The sequence below is a fragment of the Anabaena sp. PCC 7938 genome, assembly GCF_049315035.1.
GTDB lineage: Bacteria > Cyanobacteriota > Cyanobacteriia > Cyanobacteriales > Nostocaceae > Anabaena > Anabaena cylindrica.
The window spans coordinates 3,007,884-3,025,360 of record NZ_CP186034.1; the positions used below are offsets into that span (position 1 = coordinate 3,007,884).

Annotated in this window: 16 protein-coding genes; 7 read left to right on the forward strand and 9 right to left on the reverse strand. The window is 39.7% G+C overall.

Annotated features, from left to right (window positions below):
• Nucleotides 1-32: 32 nt before the first annotated feature.
• The 3 genes from lpxC to purC all read right to left on the reverse strand — a co-directional run bounded on the left by lpxC (nt 33) and on the right by purC (nt 4,485).
• Nucleotides 33-908, reverse strand: a complete 876-nt coding sequence (lpxC, locus tag ACOWPH_RS13865; protein WP_015215956.1) for a UDP-3-O-acyl-N-acetylglucosamine deacetylase — start codon at nt 906-908, stop codon at nt 33-35.
• A gap of 214 nt (nt 909-1,122) precedes the next feature.
• Nucleotides 1,123-3,615, reverse strand: a complete 2,493-nt coding sequence (locus ACOWPH_RS13870; RefSeq protein WP_015215957.1) for a BamA/TamA family outer membrane protein — start codon at nt 3,613-3,615, stop codon at nt 1,123-1,125.
• 105 nt (nt 3,616-3,720) lie between these two features.
• Nucleotides 3,721-4,485: a phosphoribosylaminoimidazolesuccinocarboxamide synthase gene (gene purC, locus ACOWPH_RS13875; RefSeq protein ID WP_015215958.1), complete on the reverse strand. Its 765-nt coding sequence runs from the start codon at nt 4,483-4,485 to the stop codon at nt 3,721-3,723.
• A 480-nt stretch (nt 4,486-4,965) separates the two neighbouring features.
• Here purC and ACOWPH_RS13880 point away from each other — a divergent pair, with 480 nt between their 5' ends.
• Nucleotides 4,966-5,232 carry a DUF7219 family protein gene (locus tag ACOWPH_RS13880; protein WP_042466097.1) on the forward strand — a complete coding sequence of 89 codons (267 nt, stop codon included), beginning with the start codon at nt 4,966-4,968 and terminating at the stop codon, nt 5,230-5,232.
• A 34-nt stretch (nt 5,233-5,266) separates the two neighbouring features.
• Here the strand turns inward: ACOWPH_RS13880 and ACOWPH_RS13885 are convergent, their stop codons facing one another.
• The 4 genes from ACOWPH_RS13885 to ACOWPH_RS13900 all read right to left on the reverse strand — a co-directional run bounded on the left by ACOWPH_RS13885 (nt 5,267) and on the right by ACOWPH_RS13900 (nt 11,141).
• The gene (locus ACOWPH_RS13885) at nt 5,267-7,822 is read right to left on the reverse strand and encodes an adenylate/guanylate cyclase domain-containing protein (protein ID WP_015215961.1); all 2,556 of its coding nucleotides are present in this window, start codon (nt 7,820-7,822) and stop codon (nt 5,267-5,269) included.
• A 97-nt stretch (nt 7,823-7,919) separates the two neighbouring features.
• Nucleotides 7,920-9,056, reverse strand: coding sequence for a glycosyltransferase family 4 protein (locus ACOWPH_RS13890; protein WP_015215962.1), 1,137 nt, complete (start codon nt 9,054-9,056; stop codon nt 7,920-7,922).
• Nucleotides 9,057-9,311: 255 nt separating this feature from the next.
• Nucleotides 9,312-10,466 carry an NAD-dependent epimerase/dehydratase family protein gene (locus ACOWPH_RS13895; RefSeq protein ID WP_015215963.1) on the reverse strand — a complete coding sequence of 385 codons (1,155 nt, stop codon included), beginning with the start codon at nt 10,464-10,466 and terminating at the stop codon, nt 9,312-9,314.
• Between the two features lie 162 nt (nt 10,467-10,628).
• A complete protein-coding gene (locus ACOWPH_RS13900; RefSeq protein WP_042465209.1) occupies nt 10,629-11,141 on the reverse strand; it encodes a hypothetical protein in 513 nt (170 codons plus the stop codon).
• 267 nt (nt 11,142-11,408) lie between these two features.
• Between ACOWPH_RS13900 and ACOWPH_RS13905 the strand changes: the two genes are divergently transcribed.
• From ACOWPH_RS13905 to ACOWPH_RS13915, 3 genes are all read left to right on the forward strand, one after another.
• Entirely contained in the window at nt 11,409-11,756 is a 348-nt protein-coding gene (locus ACOWPH_RS13905) for a hypothetical protein (RefSeq protein ID WP_015215965.1), read from the forward strand.
• A 95-nt stretch (nt 11,757-11,851) separates the two neighbouring features.
• Nucleotides 11,852-13,363, forward strand: a complete 1,512-nt coding sequence (locus tag ACOWPH_RS13910) for an AAA family ATPase (protein WP_015215966.1) — start codon at nt 11,852-11,854, stop codon at nt 13,361-13,363.
• A 146-nt stretch (nt 13,364-13,509) separates the two neighbouring features.
• Nucleotides 13,510-13,860 carry a DUF1257 domain-containing protein gene (locus tag ACOWPH_RS13915; RefSeq protein ID WP_015215967.1) on the forward strand — a complete coding sequence of 117 codons (351 nt, stop codon included), beginning with the start codon at nt 13,510-13,512 and terminating at the stop codon, nt 13,858-13,860.
• 91 nt (nt 13,861-13,951) lie between these two features.
• Here the strand turns inward: ACOWPH_RS13915 and ACOWPH_RS13920 are convergent, their stop codons facing one another.
• Together ACOWPH_RS13920 and ACOWPH_RS13925 are read right to left on the reverse strand one after the other, a co-directional pair.
• Nucleotides 13,952-14,359, reverse strand: coding sequence for a type II toxin-antitoxin system VapC family toxin (locus ACOWPH_RS13920; RefSeq protein WP_015215968.1), 408 nt, complete (start codon nt 14,357-14,359; stop codon nt 13,952-13,954).
• Nucleotides 14,350-14,550 (reverse strand): hypothetical protein, encoded by a 201-nt coding sequence (locus ACOWPH_RS13925; RefSeq protein ID WP_015215969.1) that lies wholly within the window; start codon nt 14,548-14,550, stop codon nt 14,350-14,352. Before ACOWPH_RS13925 ends, ACOWPH_RS13920 begins: the two co-directional genes overlap by 10 nt.
• Before the next feature lie 615 nt (nt 14,551-15,165).
• Here ACOWPH_RS13925 and ACOWPH_RS13930 point away from each other — a divergent pair.
• From ACOWPH_RS13930 to ACOWPH_RS13940, 3 genes are read left to right on the forward strand one after another with little or no spacing between them, the layout of a single operon-like run.
• Nucleotides 15,166-15,540 carry a hypothetical protein gene (locus tag ACOWPH_RS13930; RefSeq protein WP_015215971.1) on the forward strand — a complete coding sequence of 125 codons (375 nt, stop codon included), beginning with the start codon at nt 15,166-15,168 and terminating at the stop codon, nt 15,538-15,540.
• 42 nt (nt 15,541-15,582) lie between these two features.
• A complete protein-coding gene (locus ACOWPH_RS13935; protein ID WP_015215972.1) occupies nt 15,583-16,221 on the forward strand; it encodes a hypothetical protein in 639 nt (212 codons plus the stop codon).
• Nucleotides 16,222-16,267: 46 nt separating this feature from the next.
• The gene (locus tag ACOWPH_RS13940; protein ID WP_242043064.1) at nt 16,268-17,422 is read left to right on the forward strand and encodes a hypothetical protein; all 1,155 of its coding nucleotides are present in this window, start codon (nt 16,268-16,270) and stop codon (nt 17,420-17,422) included.
• Nucleotides 17,423-17,477: the final 55 nt, after the last annotated feature.

Genomic DNA, 17,477 nt, shown 5'->3' on the forward strand with positions numbered 1-17,477 from the left:
AAATAAAGTAGGCTGGAAAATAGCATACAATCTTAAATTTTAGTTAATTTTGGGTTTAATTCTAAAATTTTTTGTGCCAGTTGGACGTGTAAATTATGACTAGCTTTGTATGCTAAGAAATGAGCAACGGGAAATTTGCCCAGCAAGCTCATATCTCCTACCAAGTCCAAAATTTTATGCCTGACTGGTTCATTTGCAAATCTTAATGGTGGATTTAGCCAACCTTCAGATCCACAAACCAAGGCATTATCTAAGCTACCACCTTTGATTAAACCCGACTGCTGAAGATGTTCGATCTGATGCAATAAACCAAAGGTACGGGCAGGAGCAATTTCTGTAATAAATGTATTTGCAGTATTTTCAGCGGTTTCTAAATTGGTAATTAGTGAATAACTGTACCATTGATTACCAATAGCGGGCAACTCAAAATCAATCCCATAGGTAAAACGGGTTTCTGCTGCTGGCAGGGCGCAAACAAAAGCATCACCGTGATAAACCCAAATAGGTTCTTGAATAGTGATAGGTGCTGGTGTGTTGCTAACTGGTTGTGATACCAAGCCAACTGCGGCAATGCTTTCAACCCATATCTGGGCAGAACCATCTAAAAGAGGTACTTCTGGCCCATCAATTTCAATGCGGGCATTATCTACACCCATAGCAGCCAAAGCTGCTAATAAATGTTCTACCGTGCGGACAGACACATCACCTTCACCCAGTTGAGTTGAAAGCATCGTGTGACTAACTGCTGCAACTTGGGCAGGAATAATGGGCGAATTTGGTAAGTCCACCCGCACAAAATAGCGATCGCTTCCCACCTCTGCTGGTAATATCCGCACATGGGTACTCACACCACTATGCAACCCCACACCCGTTTGCGTAATTTCTGCCGCTAAAGTGTGCTGGTGCATAGGCGAAAAACCGATCTATTTTCGTTAATATTGCTCATGTGCTGTTTTTAGTAGAAACCATGATGACCTTTACGGAAATAGTATTAAGGCAAAGGTGAAAATTGGCAAGTACTAGGGACTGGGGAGATACTGATAGCGTTCACGTAGTGTGCCGTAGGCATAGCGTGGCGTAAGCCATACTCCTGACTCCGAACTCCGAACTCCGAACTCCTACTTAAAACCTTTCCCCGATGCCAAAATTGATGCGGCTATCGCCATCATCACTCATGCCATAGTCTATGCGAATTGGCCCTAATGGTGACTGTACACGCACGCCTAGACCATAGCCGTAGCCACTACCATTTTTATTCAACACTTCAGATGCTCTAGTACTAGTTCCCAGGTCACTACCATAATCTAAAAATAGAGCGCCGCTAACTACAGAGAAAACGGGGAAGCGATACTCGACAGATGCTTGCACATAACTGCGTCCACTTCCCAATCTGCCTTCGTCGTAACCCCGAACAGAATTGCTACCACCAAGAGTAAATGCTTCGTAGGGAGGTAAGTCACCTAGAACTGTTCCTCCTTGGAGGTTAAATGCTAGGGTTTGTGTGCCTTTACCAAAACTGAGGAATTTAACGGGTAAATATTGGCTGTAATTACCCCGTAGTCGGGTGAGGAAAATATTACCTTGTCCGATGGGTACAGACTGATCAACTCCAACACGAAGGTAAGAACCACTGCTTGGTTGTAAAGGATTATTACGGCGATCGCGTTGTGCGCCCAGTTGCAACAATAGCAAATCATCTTCGCCTGTGGCCGATTGGGTCAAGGGAACTAGCGGGCTAATGATATTACCATCATCATCAAATATTGCCCCTTGTTTTCGGAGATTGCCATCAGCATCACGGCCAGAAATCCTTTGATACTGCAATCCCGCTGAAGCAACCCAATCTGCCTTTTTGTAGGGATTGGCAGAAAGGGGACGGGTAAAGGAGATACCACCACCTAAACGGGTAATCCGGGGGCGATCCTGGTTGTCTTGATCAGTAATATTGTTTGGATCAAAGGTTTCAATATTGTCATCTTTGCCCTCGAAAATCAAAGAAATTGAGCGACGGCGGAAAATATTGGTTGTATAAGAAGTGCGGTAAGGATCACCTGCAATCCAAGGATCTGTGAAGCGTAGGTCAAACAGCAGTTCTCTTTCACCTAGCTGTATCTCTGATGCTAGTTTTTGGTTCCTACCGCCCAGATTTTGCTGCTGATAGCTAATAGTACCAAATAATCCACTAGCCGAACTAATACCTGCACCGGCAGCAATTGACCCGCTGCTACGTTCAGCTACATTTAATACTACATCCACTTTGCTGGGGTCAGTACCAGGGTCAAGGGAGACATTCACATCTTCAAATAATCCCAGCCCAAAAACCCTTTGCAGATCTTGTTGTACTATGTTGCGGTTAAATACTTGACCCGGCTTTAATTCTACTTCCCGTGTAATAATATACTCTTTGGTCCGTCCGCGAATTGGTTGTCCTTTATCATCTGTCTCCTGTCCTTCTTTATTACGGAAACGGACTTTAATATTCTCAACTACACCTTCTGCTACTTGTAGGGTGACAACTCCAGTTTCTGAGATTTTTGGCGCTCCAATTACGTTAGCCAGTACATAACCTTTGTCTTGATATTGTTTGGTTAATTGCTTGATACTTTCCTGCAAATCTCGCAAGTTTAAGATTTCTCCATACTGCGGTTTAAATATTTCATCCACAGCAGTAGCAGGAATTACGGAAGCAACACCAGTACCAGGGTTAGCATCTACTTCTACCTTAGTCAAGACGGGATTGGGATTAACGACGAAATTAACCCGCACACCCAAAGGTGTATCTTCTGGTACTGCTTGCACGTTGGAGAAAAAGCCTGTGGCAAAGATAGCATTAATATCTTGTTGCAATTGGGTACGGGTTGTTGTCTGTCCTGGTTGGGTACGAATGGCTTTATAAACTTCTTCTTCCAGTTTGGGTAAGAGTGTCCCTGTTGGCGATTGGACAGCTACCTCCGAAACTAATACACGGGGTTCTGCTGTTTCTGTCGTTTCTGGAGTAGTAGGGAAGACAGGTTCGGCTATGGGTGGATCTGTAGGTGGATCTGTAGGTGGATCTATATTTTCCTGAGTAGGAACGGTGTCAGGGGCAGGAGAAGGTTCTGCTTGGGCAAATTGTGCAGTGTTGGCCGTTTTTGTAGCTGTTGGTAAAGTTACCTCTGATGTTGCTACTGATTTTGGCTGGGGAGATAGTTCTGCTTTCAATGCTTGTGCAGTGTTGGCCGTTGTTGTAGCCGTGGGTAAAATGACTTCTGGTGTTGTTACGGTTTTTGGCTGGGGAGATAGTGCCGCTTTCAATGTTTGTGCAGTGTTTGCCGTTATCGCATCCGTGGGTAAAATTACCTCTGGTGTTGCTATTGATGTTGAGTTAGCTGTTAAGACTTTGACCTCAGTTGCAGACTGGTGAGGTTCAGTTTTGATGATTACTGCTTTTGCAGGTAAATCAGATTCTGGGTTTTCACTATTTTGATTAGTTTCCTGTTGTAACAGCTGGTTTGTTTCTAGAGTAGAAATCTCTGTTACTTGCTGCTGGATATTAGGCGTTTGGGCGATGCCTGGGTTGGGCGTAGCGATCGCAATCACTGCCAGCAATACAGGAGATAAATGCATTTTATTCATATTCTTCTTCACTACCACACACCTTTACAAATTTAGTTATGAGTCTTTAGCCATCAAAGGCATAGGACTACTCACTCGCAGTTATTAAAACAACTGGTTTTATACTTAGGATTCAGGACTAAGCACTTTGCTATAATTTTGGTTTTCCACCACTTGTAATACCCTTTGTAAAACCTCCTGGTAGGCATTTTCCACATTCCCTAAGTCTCTACGGAAACGGTCTTTGTCCATGACTCGACGGTTAGGATCGGTTTCCGCTATGTCCCACAAACGGCACGTATCAGGGCTAATTTCATCAGCCAAGAGCAACTGCTGTTGTGAATCCACACCAAATTCGAGTTTAAAGTCTACTAGTGTAATGCCACACTGTTGCCAAAATTTCTGGAGAAAGTCATTGATTTGCAATGCAAGATGGATAATACTATCAACTTGTTCCTCAGTGGCTAGTTTCAGCAATCGCAAGCGATCGCGTGTAAGCAGTGGATCACCTAGTTGGTCGTCTTTGTAATAAAACTCTACCAAAGGCTGTCGCAAAACTGTACCTATTTGCAGCCCTGTTTGTTGACATAGACTACCCGCAGCTATATTTCTGACAACTACTTCTAATGGCAAAATCTTCACGGCTCTGACTCGCATTTGATTGGGGGCTGGACAATCAATAAAATGAGTTTTGATGCCATAGGCTGCTAACTGTTCAAACAAATGACTGGAAATAGTACAGTTTATGCCGCCTTTTCCCTGAATACTGCCCCGCTTTTGAGCATTAAACGCAGTCGCATCATCTTTAAAATCAGCCAACAAGACTTCAGGATCGTCTGTGGTATATAGAATTTTCGCTTTGCCTTCGTATAGCTTGGTATTAACAGACATATTGGTAGGTACAGTTCTGGGCAGTGATCTTAGGCTTAACCATTTTATCTTTAGTTATTAGCCATTGGTGATGATTTAACAGGTGCTAATTTCATTGTCTTTTCTCTTCCATGTTCCCTATTCCCCCGTCTTTTTGGTGAAACGGGTTAACTATACATAAAACCTCTAAGATTTTTAGTTAACTTTTTGTAATTTTGGTAAATAAAATTATATAATAGTCTAAAAAAGTATAGATTAATACCTTTAATAATTTTTTGGGTTGAAGGTAATCAAAACCCATTTTTATGGATAAAGGAATAAACTGAAATAGTTGCAAGCGTAGGAGCATTGGTAAAACCTACTTTTAGGAGGCTGACGGGGTAATTCATAGGTAATCATATGCTTTCTCCTGTCCTCAAAAATAGAGATGAAGAGTAGCTAGTGGTTCTACTGCAAACAAGAAAATCAGCAGGAGTGTTAAATACATGGAGAAAAAAAATAATGGACAAAGGTGATTTTCTCTATCCTCGTGGTCGCTACTACGGTCACGTACAGCCGGAGAATTTAGTTTTCAACGCTAATTTACAAGAATTTGCCCAGCGCATAAATTACATTTGTAACTTGGAAACAGGTGGTAAACTCCCACCAGCAGAAGCTTACAAACAAATAAAGTTGCTGTGGAAAGAGTTAAAACGCTCGAAAAAGCAACTAGGGATAGGTGAAGAACCCTTCCAAAACAATGACTCTGACTCTGAATTTGAAGATTAGGTAATAGGAAAAAATTTTATCCAATGACCAATGACTACTTTGTCATCATTGTCCAGACACCATCCCAGGATTTTGGTGGTGGTGTCTTTTGGTAATTATAAGCACGTTCTAGGTGGATATCAACAGCTTGGTCGGTGGGTCGGAGACGTTGAGCAATTTCAAAGCAAGTGATCGCTTGGGAGAATTCCCGTGATACATAAGCAACGCGTCCGGCATTATAATGATGCAAAAATTCTTCCGTGTTGGCATCGAGGGGAGTAGAGCGATCGCTAATCAATTCGTAGATATCTACAGCCTGATGTTTACCTTTAACACGAATTCTATCGAGTTGACGTACCCAAATGCGATCGCTGCACAAATTGTAAGTAAATTCACTCAAAATTATATCACAACCATATTCCTTAGTTACGCTTTCCAAGCGGGAGCTCAAATTCACCCCATCTCCAATTACCGTATAGTCCATCCGTTTATGTGAACCAATGTTCCCGGATACCACTTCCCCAGAACTAAGACCAATCCCAATCCGAATTTGTGGTTGGGACTGAACAATCCGTCTCAGGTTAAACTCCTTCAGTCGGTAACGCATATCCAAAGCCGATTGTATTGCTCGCCAAGCATGATTTTCAGTTAATGGTAGCGGCGCACCAAATACAGCCATTAAAGCATCACCAATAAACTTATCTAAAGTTCCTTCATATTGAAAAACTGACTCAACCATCGTCTCAAAATACTGATTCAGCAAAGATACCACCTCAGCTGCTCCCAAGTTTTCCGTCAGGGTAGTGTAACCACGGATATCAGAAAACAAGACAGTTACTTCTTTGCGCTCACCCACCATTAAGCTATCATCGCCCAAAGCCATAACTTGCTCGGCTACGTGGGGTGTAAGATAGCGGTACATAGTGCTTTTAAGGCGTTTTTCTCGGCTGATGTCTTCCAATACTACCAGACCGCCTCTAACTCCACCTTCTGGGTTAGTTAAGGGATTGACGGTAAGATTGATGCTACGTTCTAAAATTTTGACTACATCAGCACTGAGTAATTCAGACTGGGGAGTGAGGAGTTGATTCCAAGGCACGAAAATATTTGGATTAGTGCGATCGCGCACAGCTAAAATTAACTTTTGAGTTTCACCACTCTCTCGTTGATATAATCCCACCAGCAAAATTTGCTCTGGCACATAATGCCTAGCCCCGTATTTTAAACTATCTTCCAGCCGCCCTTGCAGATTTTCAATCGGCACTACCTCCCAAACTTGACGACCCAATAAATTTTGTTTCCACAACAGCTTGTTACTTCTACCATTGCCGGACTTCAACGGACAACCCAATAACTCTAGTGCTGCATCATTAATGGTCACAATTTGACCTTGCATATCTGTAGAAATTACAGCATCTGATAAACTCTGAAGAATATCTTTTTGATACTGTCTTTCTAACAAAACACTTTCAAATAAACGAGCATTTTCCAAAGCTATTCCCGCCTGGATATTAAAAGCCCGCATAAATTCTTCATCGGAAGTACTAAAACTACCTTGTTGTTTATTAATTAACTGTGTTACACCAATTAATTCATTAGCAGAGTTAAAAACTGGCAAACACAGAATATTGCGAGTTACATACCCAGTCTTATGATCTGTAGTCGGATCAAAGCGGGGATCTTGATAAGCATCGGGGATATTGAGTGCTTGACCAGTGGATGCTACATAGCCAGCAATACCTCGATTAGAAGGAATACGGACTTCGATTAAATTTTTGTCATTAACTGTTGCTACCTTCGTCCACAATTCACCCATTTCCTTGCGATACAAAAACAGCGTGCTGCGGTCTGCTTGCATCAAAATTCGGGCTTGCTCCATCACTATCTGCAAAGTTGCTTCTAAATCCAAACTTTGCCCCAAAGTTTGAGTCGCACGCAACAAAGCCGTTGCACCCCGTTGATTACGAGCTGCCACATAGAAAGACTGACAACTTTCCAGGATAATACCAATAGAAGCGGCAAAATCTCGAAAAGACTCCTCATCATCCTGATTAAAAGGAACATCCCCAGCTTTATTAGCCAGTTGAACTACAGCTACCGTTTGCTTTTTGCTGCTAATCACAGGCATACATAAAAGATTACGGATTTTATAGCCCATTTGTTTTTCTAACTCTGGGCTAAAAAGAGGGTGAGTAATAGTTTCTGCAATGTTGAGATATTTGCCTGTACTAGCCACATAACCAGGAATCCCCACATTTAAAGGAGTGCGGATTTCTAAAAATTTCTGGCTATTATCTTGAGGAACTTTTGACCACAGTTGAGCCTTATCATAGTCAACTAAAAAAATAGCTGTGTGTTCCGCTTGGAGAATTTGACCAATTTTAAGTGTAATGGCTTCTAAGACTTTCTCCAGCATACTTTCTAGAGCTTCATTATTGATCAGATCAATAGCTCTGAGAAATTGCTGAAACTCAGCCGTGATAAAGTCCAGTAAGCAAACAAATTCATTAACAGAAAGGTCTTTGACACGACTGAGTAGGGCTTGAGTGCGATTAACTTGAGTCAGTTCAGTTAATGTAGCCAAGACGCTACCTGCATTTGGGAGTGTCATGGTAATTAAGGGTTGGAGATTTTAAATGAGTTATGTATTATTTATTTTTCTACTCAATGCGGGGCGAATTTGCCCACCCTCAGTGAAAAAAGCCAATTTAGAAAGCTTTGGTCAACTTTTTAGATGAGACTACCTTGTGATAGTAATCTTGTAATTGGCGTGTAGCAGCTGCCCATCCCCAATTTTCTGCTTCTTTACGGGCATTTTTACGGATAATATTTACATCTTGTTGGTATTGCAATAGACAAACTGTAGCATCAATTGCTTCTTGAATGTCTGCTTTTGGATCAAAAAGATATCCGTTTACCCCATCTGTGACAATATCAGGAATCCCTCCAGAACGGGCTGCGACTACTGGACATCCAGCAGCCATTGCTTCTAATAGGACTAATCCTAATGTTTCTGTGCGGGAAGGAAAAATAAATGCGTCAGAACTAGCAAAGGCAGAACCTAACTCTTTCCCCATTAAATAACCGACAAAATAAGTATTTGTGCCAGCAAAGTGTTTTTCTAGTGCTTGACGGTGGGGGCCATCCCCTACTAATGCCAATCTCGCATTGGGAATGGCTTCTAAAATTGGTTTAATGCGCTCAATTTCTTTTTCTGCTGAAAGACGACCTACATACAAAAGTAATGGACTCTCAGGATGATTTTGAGTTAGGTGCGATCGCATTTCTGGATCTGCCAAATCAGGATCAAATAATTCTGTATCCACACCCCGCTGCCACAAATCTACTCTCTCAATCCCATGTCCAGATAGTTCCTCCACCATGGCTGTGGATGTACATAAATTTAATTCAGCTTGATTATGAGCGCCTTTAAGCAATTCCCAAAGTAAACCTTCTAACATCCCTAGACCGTAATGTTCTAAGTACTTAGGTAAATGGGTATGGTAAGAAGCTACTAAGGGAATTTTGAGAACTTTACTGTAAAAAATTCCTGATAATCCCAAAACGGCGGGATTAACAACATGGATAATATCTGGCTGAAACCGCTCTAATTCGTAACCAATGGACGGGCGGGGAAGTGACATTTTTAACTCTGGATACAGAGGTAAGGGAAAGCCACTAACGCCGTAAACTTTCGCGCCTTTATGTTCAGTTATGCCACCTTCAGGAGCAAATACTAAAACTTGATTTCCATCTCGCTGCAAATGGTCAACAGTGTGGCGTAGACGGGTGACAATCCCATCAACCTTGGGTAAAAAAGTTTCGGTGAATAGGGCTATTCTCATAAAAAACTGGAAAGCAGGAGTCAGGAGTTCGGAGTTCGGAGTTCGGAGTCAGGGGAGCAGGGGAGCAGGGGAGCAGGGGAGCAGGGGAGCAGGGGAGCAGGGGGCAGGGGAGCAGGGGAGCAGGGGGCAGGGGAGCAGGGGGCAGGGGGCAGGGGAGCAGGGGGGCAGGGGAGAAAAATCTTTACCTGTTACCTGTTACCTGTTACCTGTCACCTGTTACCTGTTACCTGTTACCTGTTACCTGTTACCTGTTACCTATTTTCTATGCCAGGAAACTTTAGGCAAAATTTGGTTATTATCAACTCGTTTCTGATACTTAATGGCAAAGTTTAACAACGAGTCAAGTAAAGAATCAGAGAGAAAATGTGGTTCTAAGCCTAAATCGAGCAGTTTAGTGTTTTTAGCGTTGAAATAGTGTTCTTCTTTTTCAACTCTGGGGTTATCAATGTTATTGATCTCTACATTCAAGCCCAGTGAATTCGAGGCTTTTTTCACCATCATTGCCAAATCACCAACACTGAATAGTTCGGTAAATTGGTTAAATACACGAAATTCTCCAGGTTGGGCAGGATTTGCGATCGCTAATTCAATACATCGCACCGTATCCCGAATATCCAATAATCCGCGAGTTTGTCCACCTTTCCCGTAAACCGTGAGAGGATGTCCTACCGCAGCTTGAATACAGAAACGATTCAGTGCTGTACCAAAAACGCCATCATAATCAAGACGGTTAATTAACAATTCGTCCAGCCCCGTTTCTTCGGTAAGAACGCCATAAACTATCCCTTGATTCAAATCTGTTGCCCGTAAACCCCAAATTCGGCAAGCAAATTGAATATTATGGCTATCATGCACTTTACTCAAGTGATACATTGAACCCGGCTGCTTAGGATAGGGCAAAGTATCTTTGCGACCGTTATGTTCAATGGTGATATAACCTTCTTCAATGTCGATATTGGGTGTCCCATATTCACCCATTGTCCCCAACTTCACCAAATGACAATCAGGAAAATCTTCCCGCATGGCATACAGCAAGTTCAATGTACCAACTACATTATTTACCTGAGTGAGAACTGCGTGTTCGCGGTCGATCATCGAAAAGGGAGCCGAACGTTGTTCACCAAAATGCACTATGGAATCTGGCTGAAATTGGTGTAAGGCTTTGTGCAGAAAACTGTAATTGTTAATATCGCCGATAAATAGGTCAATAGATTTACCAGTCAAATCTTGCCATCGCTGGAGACGTTGTTGAATTGATGCAATTGGGGTCAGAGTCTCAACACCGAGTTCATTATCCCAATGTCGCCGCACCAAACTGTCTAAAATTCCAACTTCATAACCTCGATTAGAAAGGTAGAGTGCAGTTGCCCAACCGCAATACCCATCGCCACCAATAACCAGGACTTTCATTTTTACCAGTTTTTACTCGCTGATAGCTAAATCTATCAGGTTTCTGTCCCCTCTCAATCATTAATTCTTTTCAAGGGAATAGGGAACGGGGAACAGGGAATAGGCTGAATTTCTTTAATTTTGACTTTTGACTTGATTTTTCCCCATCTCCTCAATCCCCAGTTACCTAATTTTGTACTGCTGGGCAATGTAATAAAACAAACGATAGTGATCTCGAAATTCTTTGCTGTTGCTTTGTCCTTGCCAATAATATGTCACTTGACCTTGAGTTATGGTCAGTTTCATGGAACTCATCTGTTGACCAACTTCTACAACCATCACTCCAGAAACGCCTTGATCCGTTTCAAAGTTATGATCTATCTGTTTTATCGTTTCTTGGTCTTGGATAATTGACTCTGGTAACTCCTTGCTTGCCCAAGCCCGAATTTCTGTATTTTGGTTTTGTGGTGAAATAAATGTCACTCCATCGTTGTTGTCTGGTGGTGTTGAAGAATTCCAATTACTGGGATAGGGAAACTCAAACCCATAACGAGGATTGTGGTAAGTCTCCCAGGTGATTTTGGAGGTTAGGAAGCTATTACCACACCCTGAAAAAATCATAGCTGTGCCAACACCGGAGACTAAAGTCACAATTATTCGTCTCAAATTATAGGTTTTGACCGCAGCAATAGACATAATTACACCCTTTACCCGATTTACCGACAGCAGAGTTAGATCGGCTTTTATCCCCATTCTTGAGAGGAATTAATTTCTTTGAACCCCGGTCTATCCACTAGATTTATTGTTTCATAAATCACACAATTAATAATTTTGTGAGTAATTGCCAGTCCTGTTATTAAGATATGTAACAAAATAGCTGTTAAAACGTTTTACCATCTTGACAAGAAATCAAAGAGTCGATAACGTTAGTTACATACCCGGGTAAGACCGCTATTTAGTCATATGCAAACTAAGCAAAAGGTTACTTTGTATCTATCGCCAGAACTGCACAGAAGATTGAAGATTCGATCAGCAGTTGATTCTGAACCAATGTCAGAACTCGCAGAACGCGCCCTTAATTTCTACCTGACAAATTCAGAATTAGTGGAAGAGTTAGAAGCGTCTGCTTATGGGCGAACACATAGAGTTTATTCGTGTCCTACTTGTGAAAGTTCACTTACCCTGCGTAATGGCGAACTAGTAGCTTTAGGTAACCAACCAGGAATAATAGGCCACGATCATCTATCCATTGAAGAAATGGAACAAGATGAAACCCATCCCAAGGGTGAGGAAGAATTAGTTCCTTGCTAGATAGGAATTATGAATAAGTAGTTCATAGTTTTAGTTATCTATAACAAGTAGCGATGACTGTACTGTCTCTATAAGGTCTCAAGTAGGTCGATTGTATGAAAGAAGAGCTCAATATCCTCATTCAAGCTCAATACCCTCTAATCTACCTTGTGACCTCCGAGGAAGAGCGGGCAGAGCAAGCAATTTCCACGATCGCTCAATTATTAAAGCCCCAACGCCGGGTATATGTATGGACAGTAACTCACGGTATCGTGGAGTACGGTCAACCCCGGAATGTGACTCAACATAATACAGTGTCTCCAGAGGCAGCGATTGAGTGGATTATTCGCCAGAAAGAACCCGGTATATTTATTCTTAAAGATTTACATCCATTTATTGATGCACCAGCAACAACCAGATCGCTACGGGATGCGATCGCTAGTTTCAAAGGAATGCAAAAGAACATCATCTTGATGTCTCCCATGCAACAAGTTCCTATTGAACTAGAAAAAGAGGTTGTTGTCCTAGACTTCCAACTCCCAGATATGGTTGAGTTGAACAAAGTTTTAACCAATCACCAAGAACAGCATCGTGGCCGACGGCTAACTACCGAAGCCCGAGAAAAACTTCTCAGAGCAGCTTTAGGTCTAACCAAAGATGAATCGGAAAAAGTATACCGTAAGGCGCAGGTAACTACCGGACGACTAACGGAAGATGAAGTAGATATAGTTCTATCTGAGAAGAAACAACTGATTCGGCGCAATGGCATCCTAGAATACATCGAAGAAGATGAAACCATAGATGCTATTGGTGGCTTGGAAGAATTGAAAAAGTGGCTCAAGCAACGCTCTAACGCCTTCACAGAAAGGGCGAGAGAGTATGGTTTGCCCCAACCCAAGGGAATGTTGATTCTCGGTGTTCCTGGTTGTGGTAAGTCGCTCATTGCCAAAACTACCTCCCGTTTATGGGGTTTACCAATCTTGCGATTAGATATGGGGCGGGTATACGACGGCTCAATGGTGGGTCGAAGTGAAGCAAATCTGCGGAACGCCCTGAAAACAGCAGAATCAATTTCCCCCACGATTCTGTTTATCGACGAGTTGGATAAATCTTTCGCGGGTAGTGCAGGTTCTGGTGATTCCGATGGGGGGACATCGAGCAGAATTTTCGGCTCTTTCCTCACCTGGATGCAAGAAAAGAAATCTCCAGTTTTCGTAATGGCGACTGCTAACCGTGTGGAACGCCTACCTGGAGAGTTTTTGAGGAAAGGCCGCTTTGATGAAATTTTCTTTGTGGATCTGCCCACACCTGAAGAACGTCAGGATATCTTCAACATTCACCTGACCAAACGCCGGGAAGAAATTGCTAGATTTGATATGGAACAACTAGCGAAAATGTCCGACGGCTTCTCTGGGGCAGAAATTGAACAAGCGATCATTGCGGCAATGTATGAAGCCTTCGCCCAAGATCGGGAGTTCACCCAATTAGATATTATTGCTGCATTGAAGTCAACTTTGCCGCTGTCACGAACGATGCAAGAACAGGTCACAGCTTTAAGAGACTGGGCCAGACAGCGTGCTAGACCCGCAGCATCCTCCGTCGCTGAATATCAGCGCATGGAGTTTTAAAAGCTTTCTCCTGCAATGTCAGGGGGGAAAGGTTAGCTACAAAGCTAACAGTTTAGAAGAAAAAAGCCGCTCCCAATCAATGCGGCTTGGCTGAAAAGAAACCGTTGTCGTTTTTCTCATCAATCTTCTCATTGGAGGAAACCCAAATGTCTCACTTTAGCACTCTGCGTACCAAAATCACCGATGCCGAAATTCTGAAGTCTTCTTTGCGCGACCTAGGTATCAGCGTCAAGACAGAAGCTGATGTTCGTGGTTATAACGGTCAGCGTGTACGTTCCGACATCGTTGCTGTATTGGAAGGCGAGTACGATTTAGGTTGGTCTCGCAACAGTGATGGTTCTTTTGACCTCATCGCTGACTTGTGGGGCGTTGCTAAAAAGCACAACCAAACCGAGTTGATCAACTCCATTAACCAAAAATACGCCGTTAACAAGACTTTGACTGAAGTAAAACAGCGCGGTCTGCAAAACGCCAATGTCAAGTTGGTATTGCAATAATAATTTCTCTGCGCGTTCCCAAAGCTGAACGGGTTAACCATGTAATAGCGGTTAGCCCGCTTTTTTTTATCTGAGTCAGGATTTACAGGATTTAAGGATTTACAGGATTAGGAATTACTTCAATCAATCCTGTATGAAATGCTTGATCATAAGTGATAACTGGCATTTTTTCAATTTCGGACTGAGCCATAATCATACGATCAAAAGGATCTCGATGATCTATAGGTAAAGTACCTGCTCTAATAGCATGATTTGAATTAATATTTAGTTCAATAAATTGTGATTGAGTTAAGAGTTGTGGATAGATTAGTAATATATCTTTTGCTTCAGGTAGTTTACCAATACGGTATTTAGTGGCTATTTCCCAAGGGGATACGCTACTGACAAAAATATGATGATCGGGATTTTTAATTATTTCTCGGCATGATCTATCAAGTTTAGGATCATCAAAAAACCACCATAATAAAATATGGGTATCAATCAGATAATTTATTCCCATTGTTGCAATTCTTCTTCAGGTAGAGGATCAAAAAAGGTGTCGCTGAGTTTTCCTGTTAGTATTCCTGGTGTTCTGGGTTGAGGTTTTGTTTGATTTAATCCTACGCGGAAATAGTGGATTAAGTCATAAATTTCTGCTAGTTTTTCTTCTGGAATTTGTTCTAATTCTTGGATAATTTTATGGATGATCATAATTTAATTATTAGGGTGCTTTGTGCTTTTTAGTATAGCAGGATTTTTATTGTTAAGTTTGTTGTGATGCTGTGAATGAGATGGTTGTCAGAATCAGGATGTCCAGGATTTAAGGATTTACAGGATTTAGAAAAGTTATGATTTGAGCAGGTCTTAAAACTATGTTATCAAAATCATCCTAGTTGATGTAAATATACTTAACAAATAGTGGTTGAGATGAATTAGGTTTAGTATAATTTTTACTCATGTTATTTATAATGATGCTGAGTAAAAAAGATGCTGGTTTATGAATATTGATTTAGATGCGATCGCACGTTATAGCTTTTCTCAGGCTAATGAGGTACATAACACTTTTGTATATCAAGGCTTTCGCTTTTGAATCTGTACCTCACTTGATCGGGAAATGCTATATCTGATTATTCATTTTATCAGTTTGTCAGAATCAGGATGTCCAGGATTTAAAGATTTTCAGGATTGAGAAAATTCTCAGTTATGATTTTTTAGTAAACATGGTAGTTAATTAAATCAAAAGTGAGTAGATAATCATGATAAATGAAGCAGGTATTCGTGACTTTTTAATAAAAAATTTAGATATGATCGAGGCTGATCTAAAGTTTGTTGAGAAGGAATTTAGTCTTAAAAATAACTTACGAAGGTGATTCTGAAAATGTAATATACCCTTTTGCTATATACCTAGTTATTGATATATTTAAATATTCAGAAAAAGAGAAGATTAAACACAATCTGAATATTTTTTATGATGATAATTATGAATTTGATGAGGATGATGATATAGATATTAAGCCTCTACTTGAAGAAGAAGCTTTGTCTGAGATTACTAATAGGTTAATAGGATTAATAGACAGTATGGAAGGAAGCACTGCTGAAACACTTCAAGGTATGATGTCTAAGGGGTGGGATATTAAAACAATATATAAAGGTAATCAATCACATTATATCCTGATAACTGATGAAGAAATTATTAAATAAATTATCAGTTTTGAAGCTGGCAACTCTGTAATCTATACATCAGTGATCACACCTAGAATTCAACCTTTATGGCAATCAACTATTGAAAAATTAAAGCATTTTTTATATGGTAATGATTGCTGGGAAATTGGGGTTAACTGGGTTTCTGAAAAAGTAGAATCTATAAGCCAAGAAGCTACTCTAAGTTTTAGGATTTATTATGGCTTCGATATATTATTTGCTTTATACAACTATTTCTGTAGAGATGTTTCCCTCTTACCAACCCTTGAAATAGTAGCTCAAATTCCAGGAGAAATAAACAAAACTATTATTCTGGTCGGATGTCTTGAATGGGATCAACAGACTTTTCCTACCATCAATTCAATCTTTAATAATGATGATCCTTATCTAATTTTTATGAAACAAAAACTTTTCTTTAAAGAAGATCCATTATATGATATCTTAATAATGTATAAACATGGCATCGCATACTCTCTATTTGAAATAACTGTAGAGAAAAACACTCAAACTGTTATTAAACGTCTAGAGATAGAAGAAGATGACACTGTAACTGTATTACCCATAGATAAAGTGGAATTAAGGTTAGTAGAATCAAGCTTAATAGATTTCTCTATACACAATCCTGGTTACATCCAACAGCTTTGTTATATGGGAGGTTCATTTTTTCACTTCGTAAGCTGAGATATATAGGGATTTTAAATAAAAACTATTCGATAGGGTTATGGGTATGGAAGTTTTACCAGCAATTATTGGATTTTCAATTACTGGAATATTTATATTAAAATCTCTATTTTCTGTTAAAATTCCTGACTATAACGAAAATCCTCCAGGAATTTTAATATCAAGTTTTATTTTTATAGTATCTGGGTTTATTTTTGAGATTATTTATATTGATTGGTATTCAATTCAATCTTGGGCTAAAGGTAACTCTAACATTGCTTTTATATTTACTATCTTAGGAGGTTTCTTTACTAATAGATTTTTAAAAAAATTAGCAGACGATAAAGAAAAGCGTGAAATATCTGTTTTATTTAGAAACTCTATTGATTCACAAGTAAAATCATTACAGTTTATTAATCTTTATTTATCATTTACTTCAATTCAAGAATATATCAATTATATAAAAATCTACAAAAATAATCTCCTCACTTCTAAAGCTTATGATACAGCATTGAATAAAATAGGTATTTATGATGAAAAAGATGTTGATATAATCTCCCAATATTCAAATGAATTACAACAATGTTTTAACTATATTGAACGCTTCTTAATTGAATTTGAATTAGATGAAGATATTAGAGTTAAGAAAACTCATGTTAATCAAATTGAGTACCAACCTCAATATCAAAGAACCTTAATAATTGTTAAGATGGCAATTTTAACAACTTCTCTTTTTGGCATATTCACAAGCTACTATTTATCAAAATGTTATTTGAAGAATAATTTAGGGAAGTTACAAGATCAGTTTTTTAATGATTATGAAGAAATATTAGATAATTTAAAAAAAGAATTACATTTTAGTAAATCTTATATAATGAATAGAGTTATTTCTAGTGATTTATTTGATAAACTAAAATATATAAGAAATAATTTTATTGAAAGTAGCAATAATTATAATGTATCCTCCCGAAAGCCTATATATCTCTATAGACTTATTATAAAAGAACCAGTTGTTAATTTTGATAAAGATATTTACACTGATAAAATTATTAAAAAATTGTATATCAATAGTACAGAAGATATTGTAACATTTGGTGAATCACCAGAAGATGCAAAAAATAACTGTAATAGTATAATTGAAGATTTAAAAAATAAGCATTACTTGGAAACAGAAATTGAATATTCTGATATAATTTCAGAAATTATTTCTCCTTGGAATTAAGTAAGCGAATTGTATATTTCTACAAAAGCAGTACGACGGGGAACTAAATAAATTA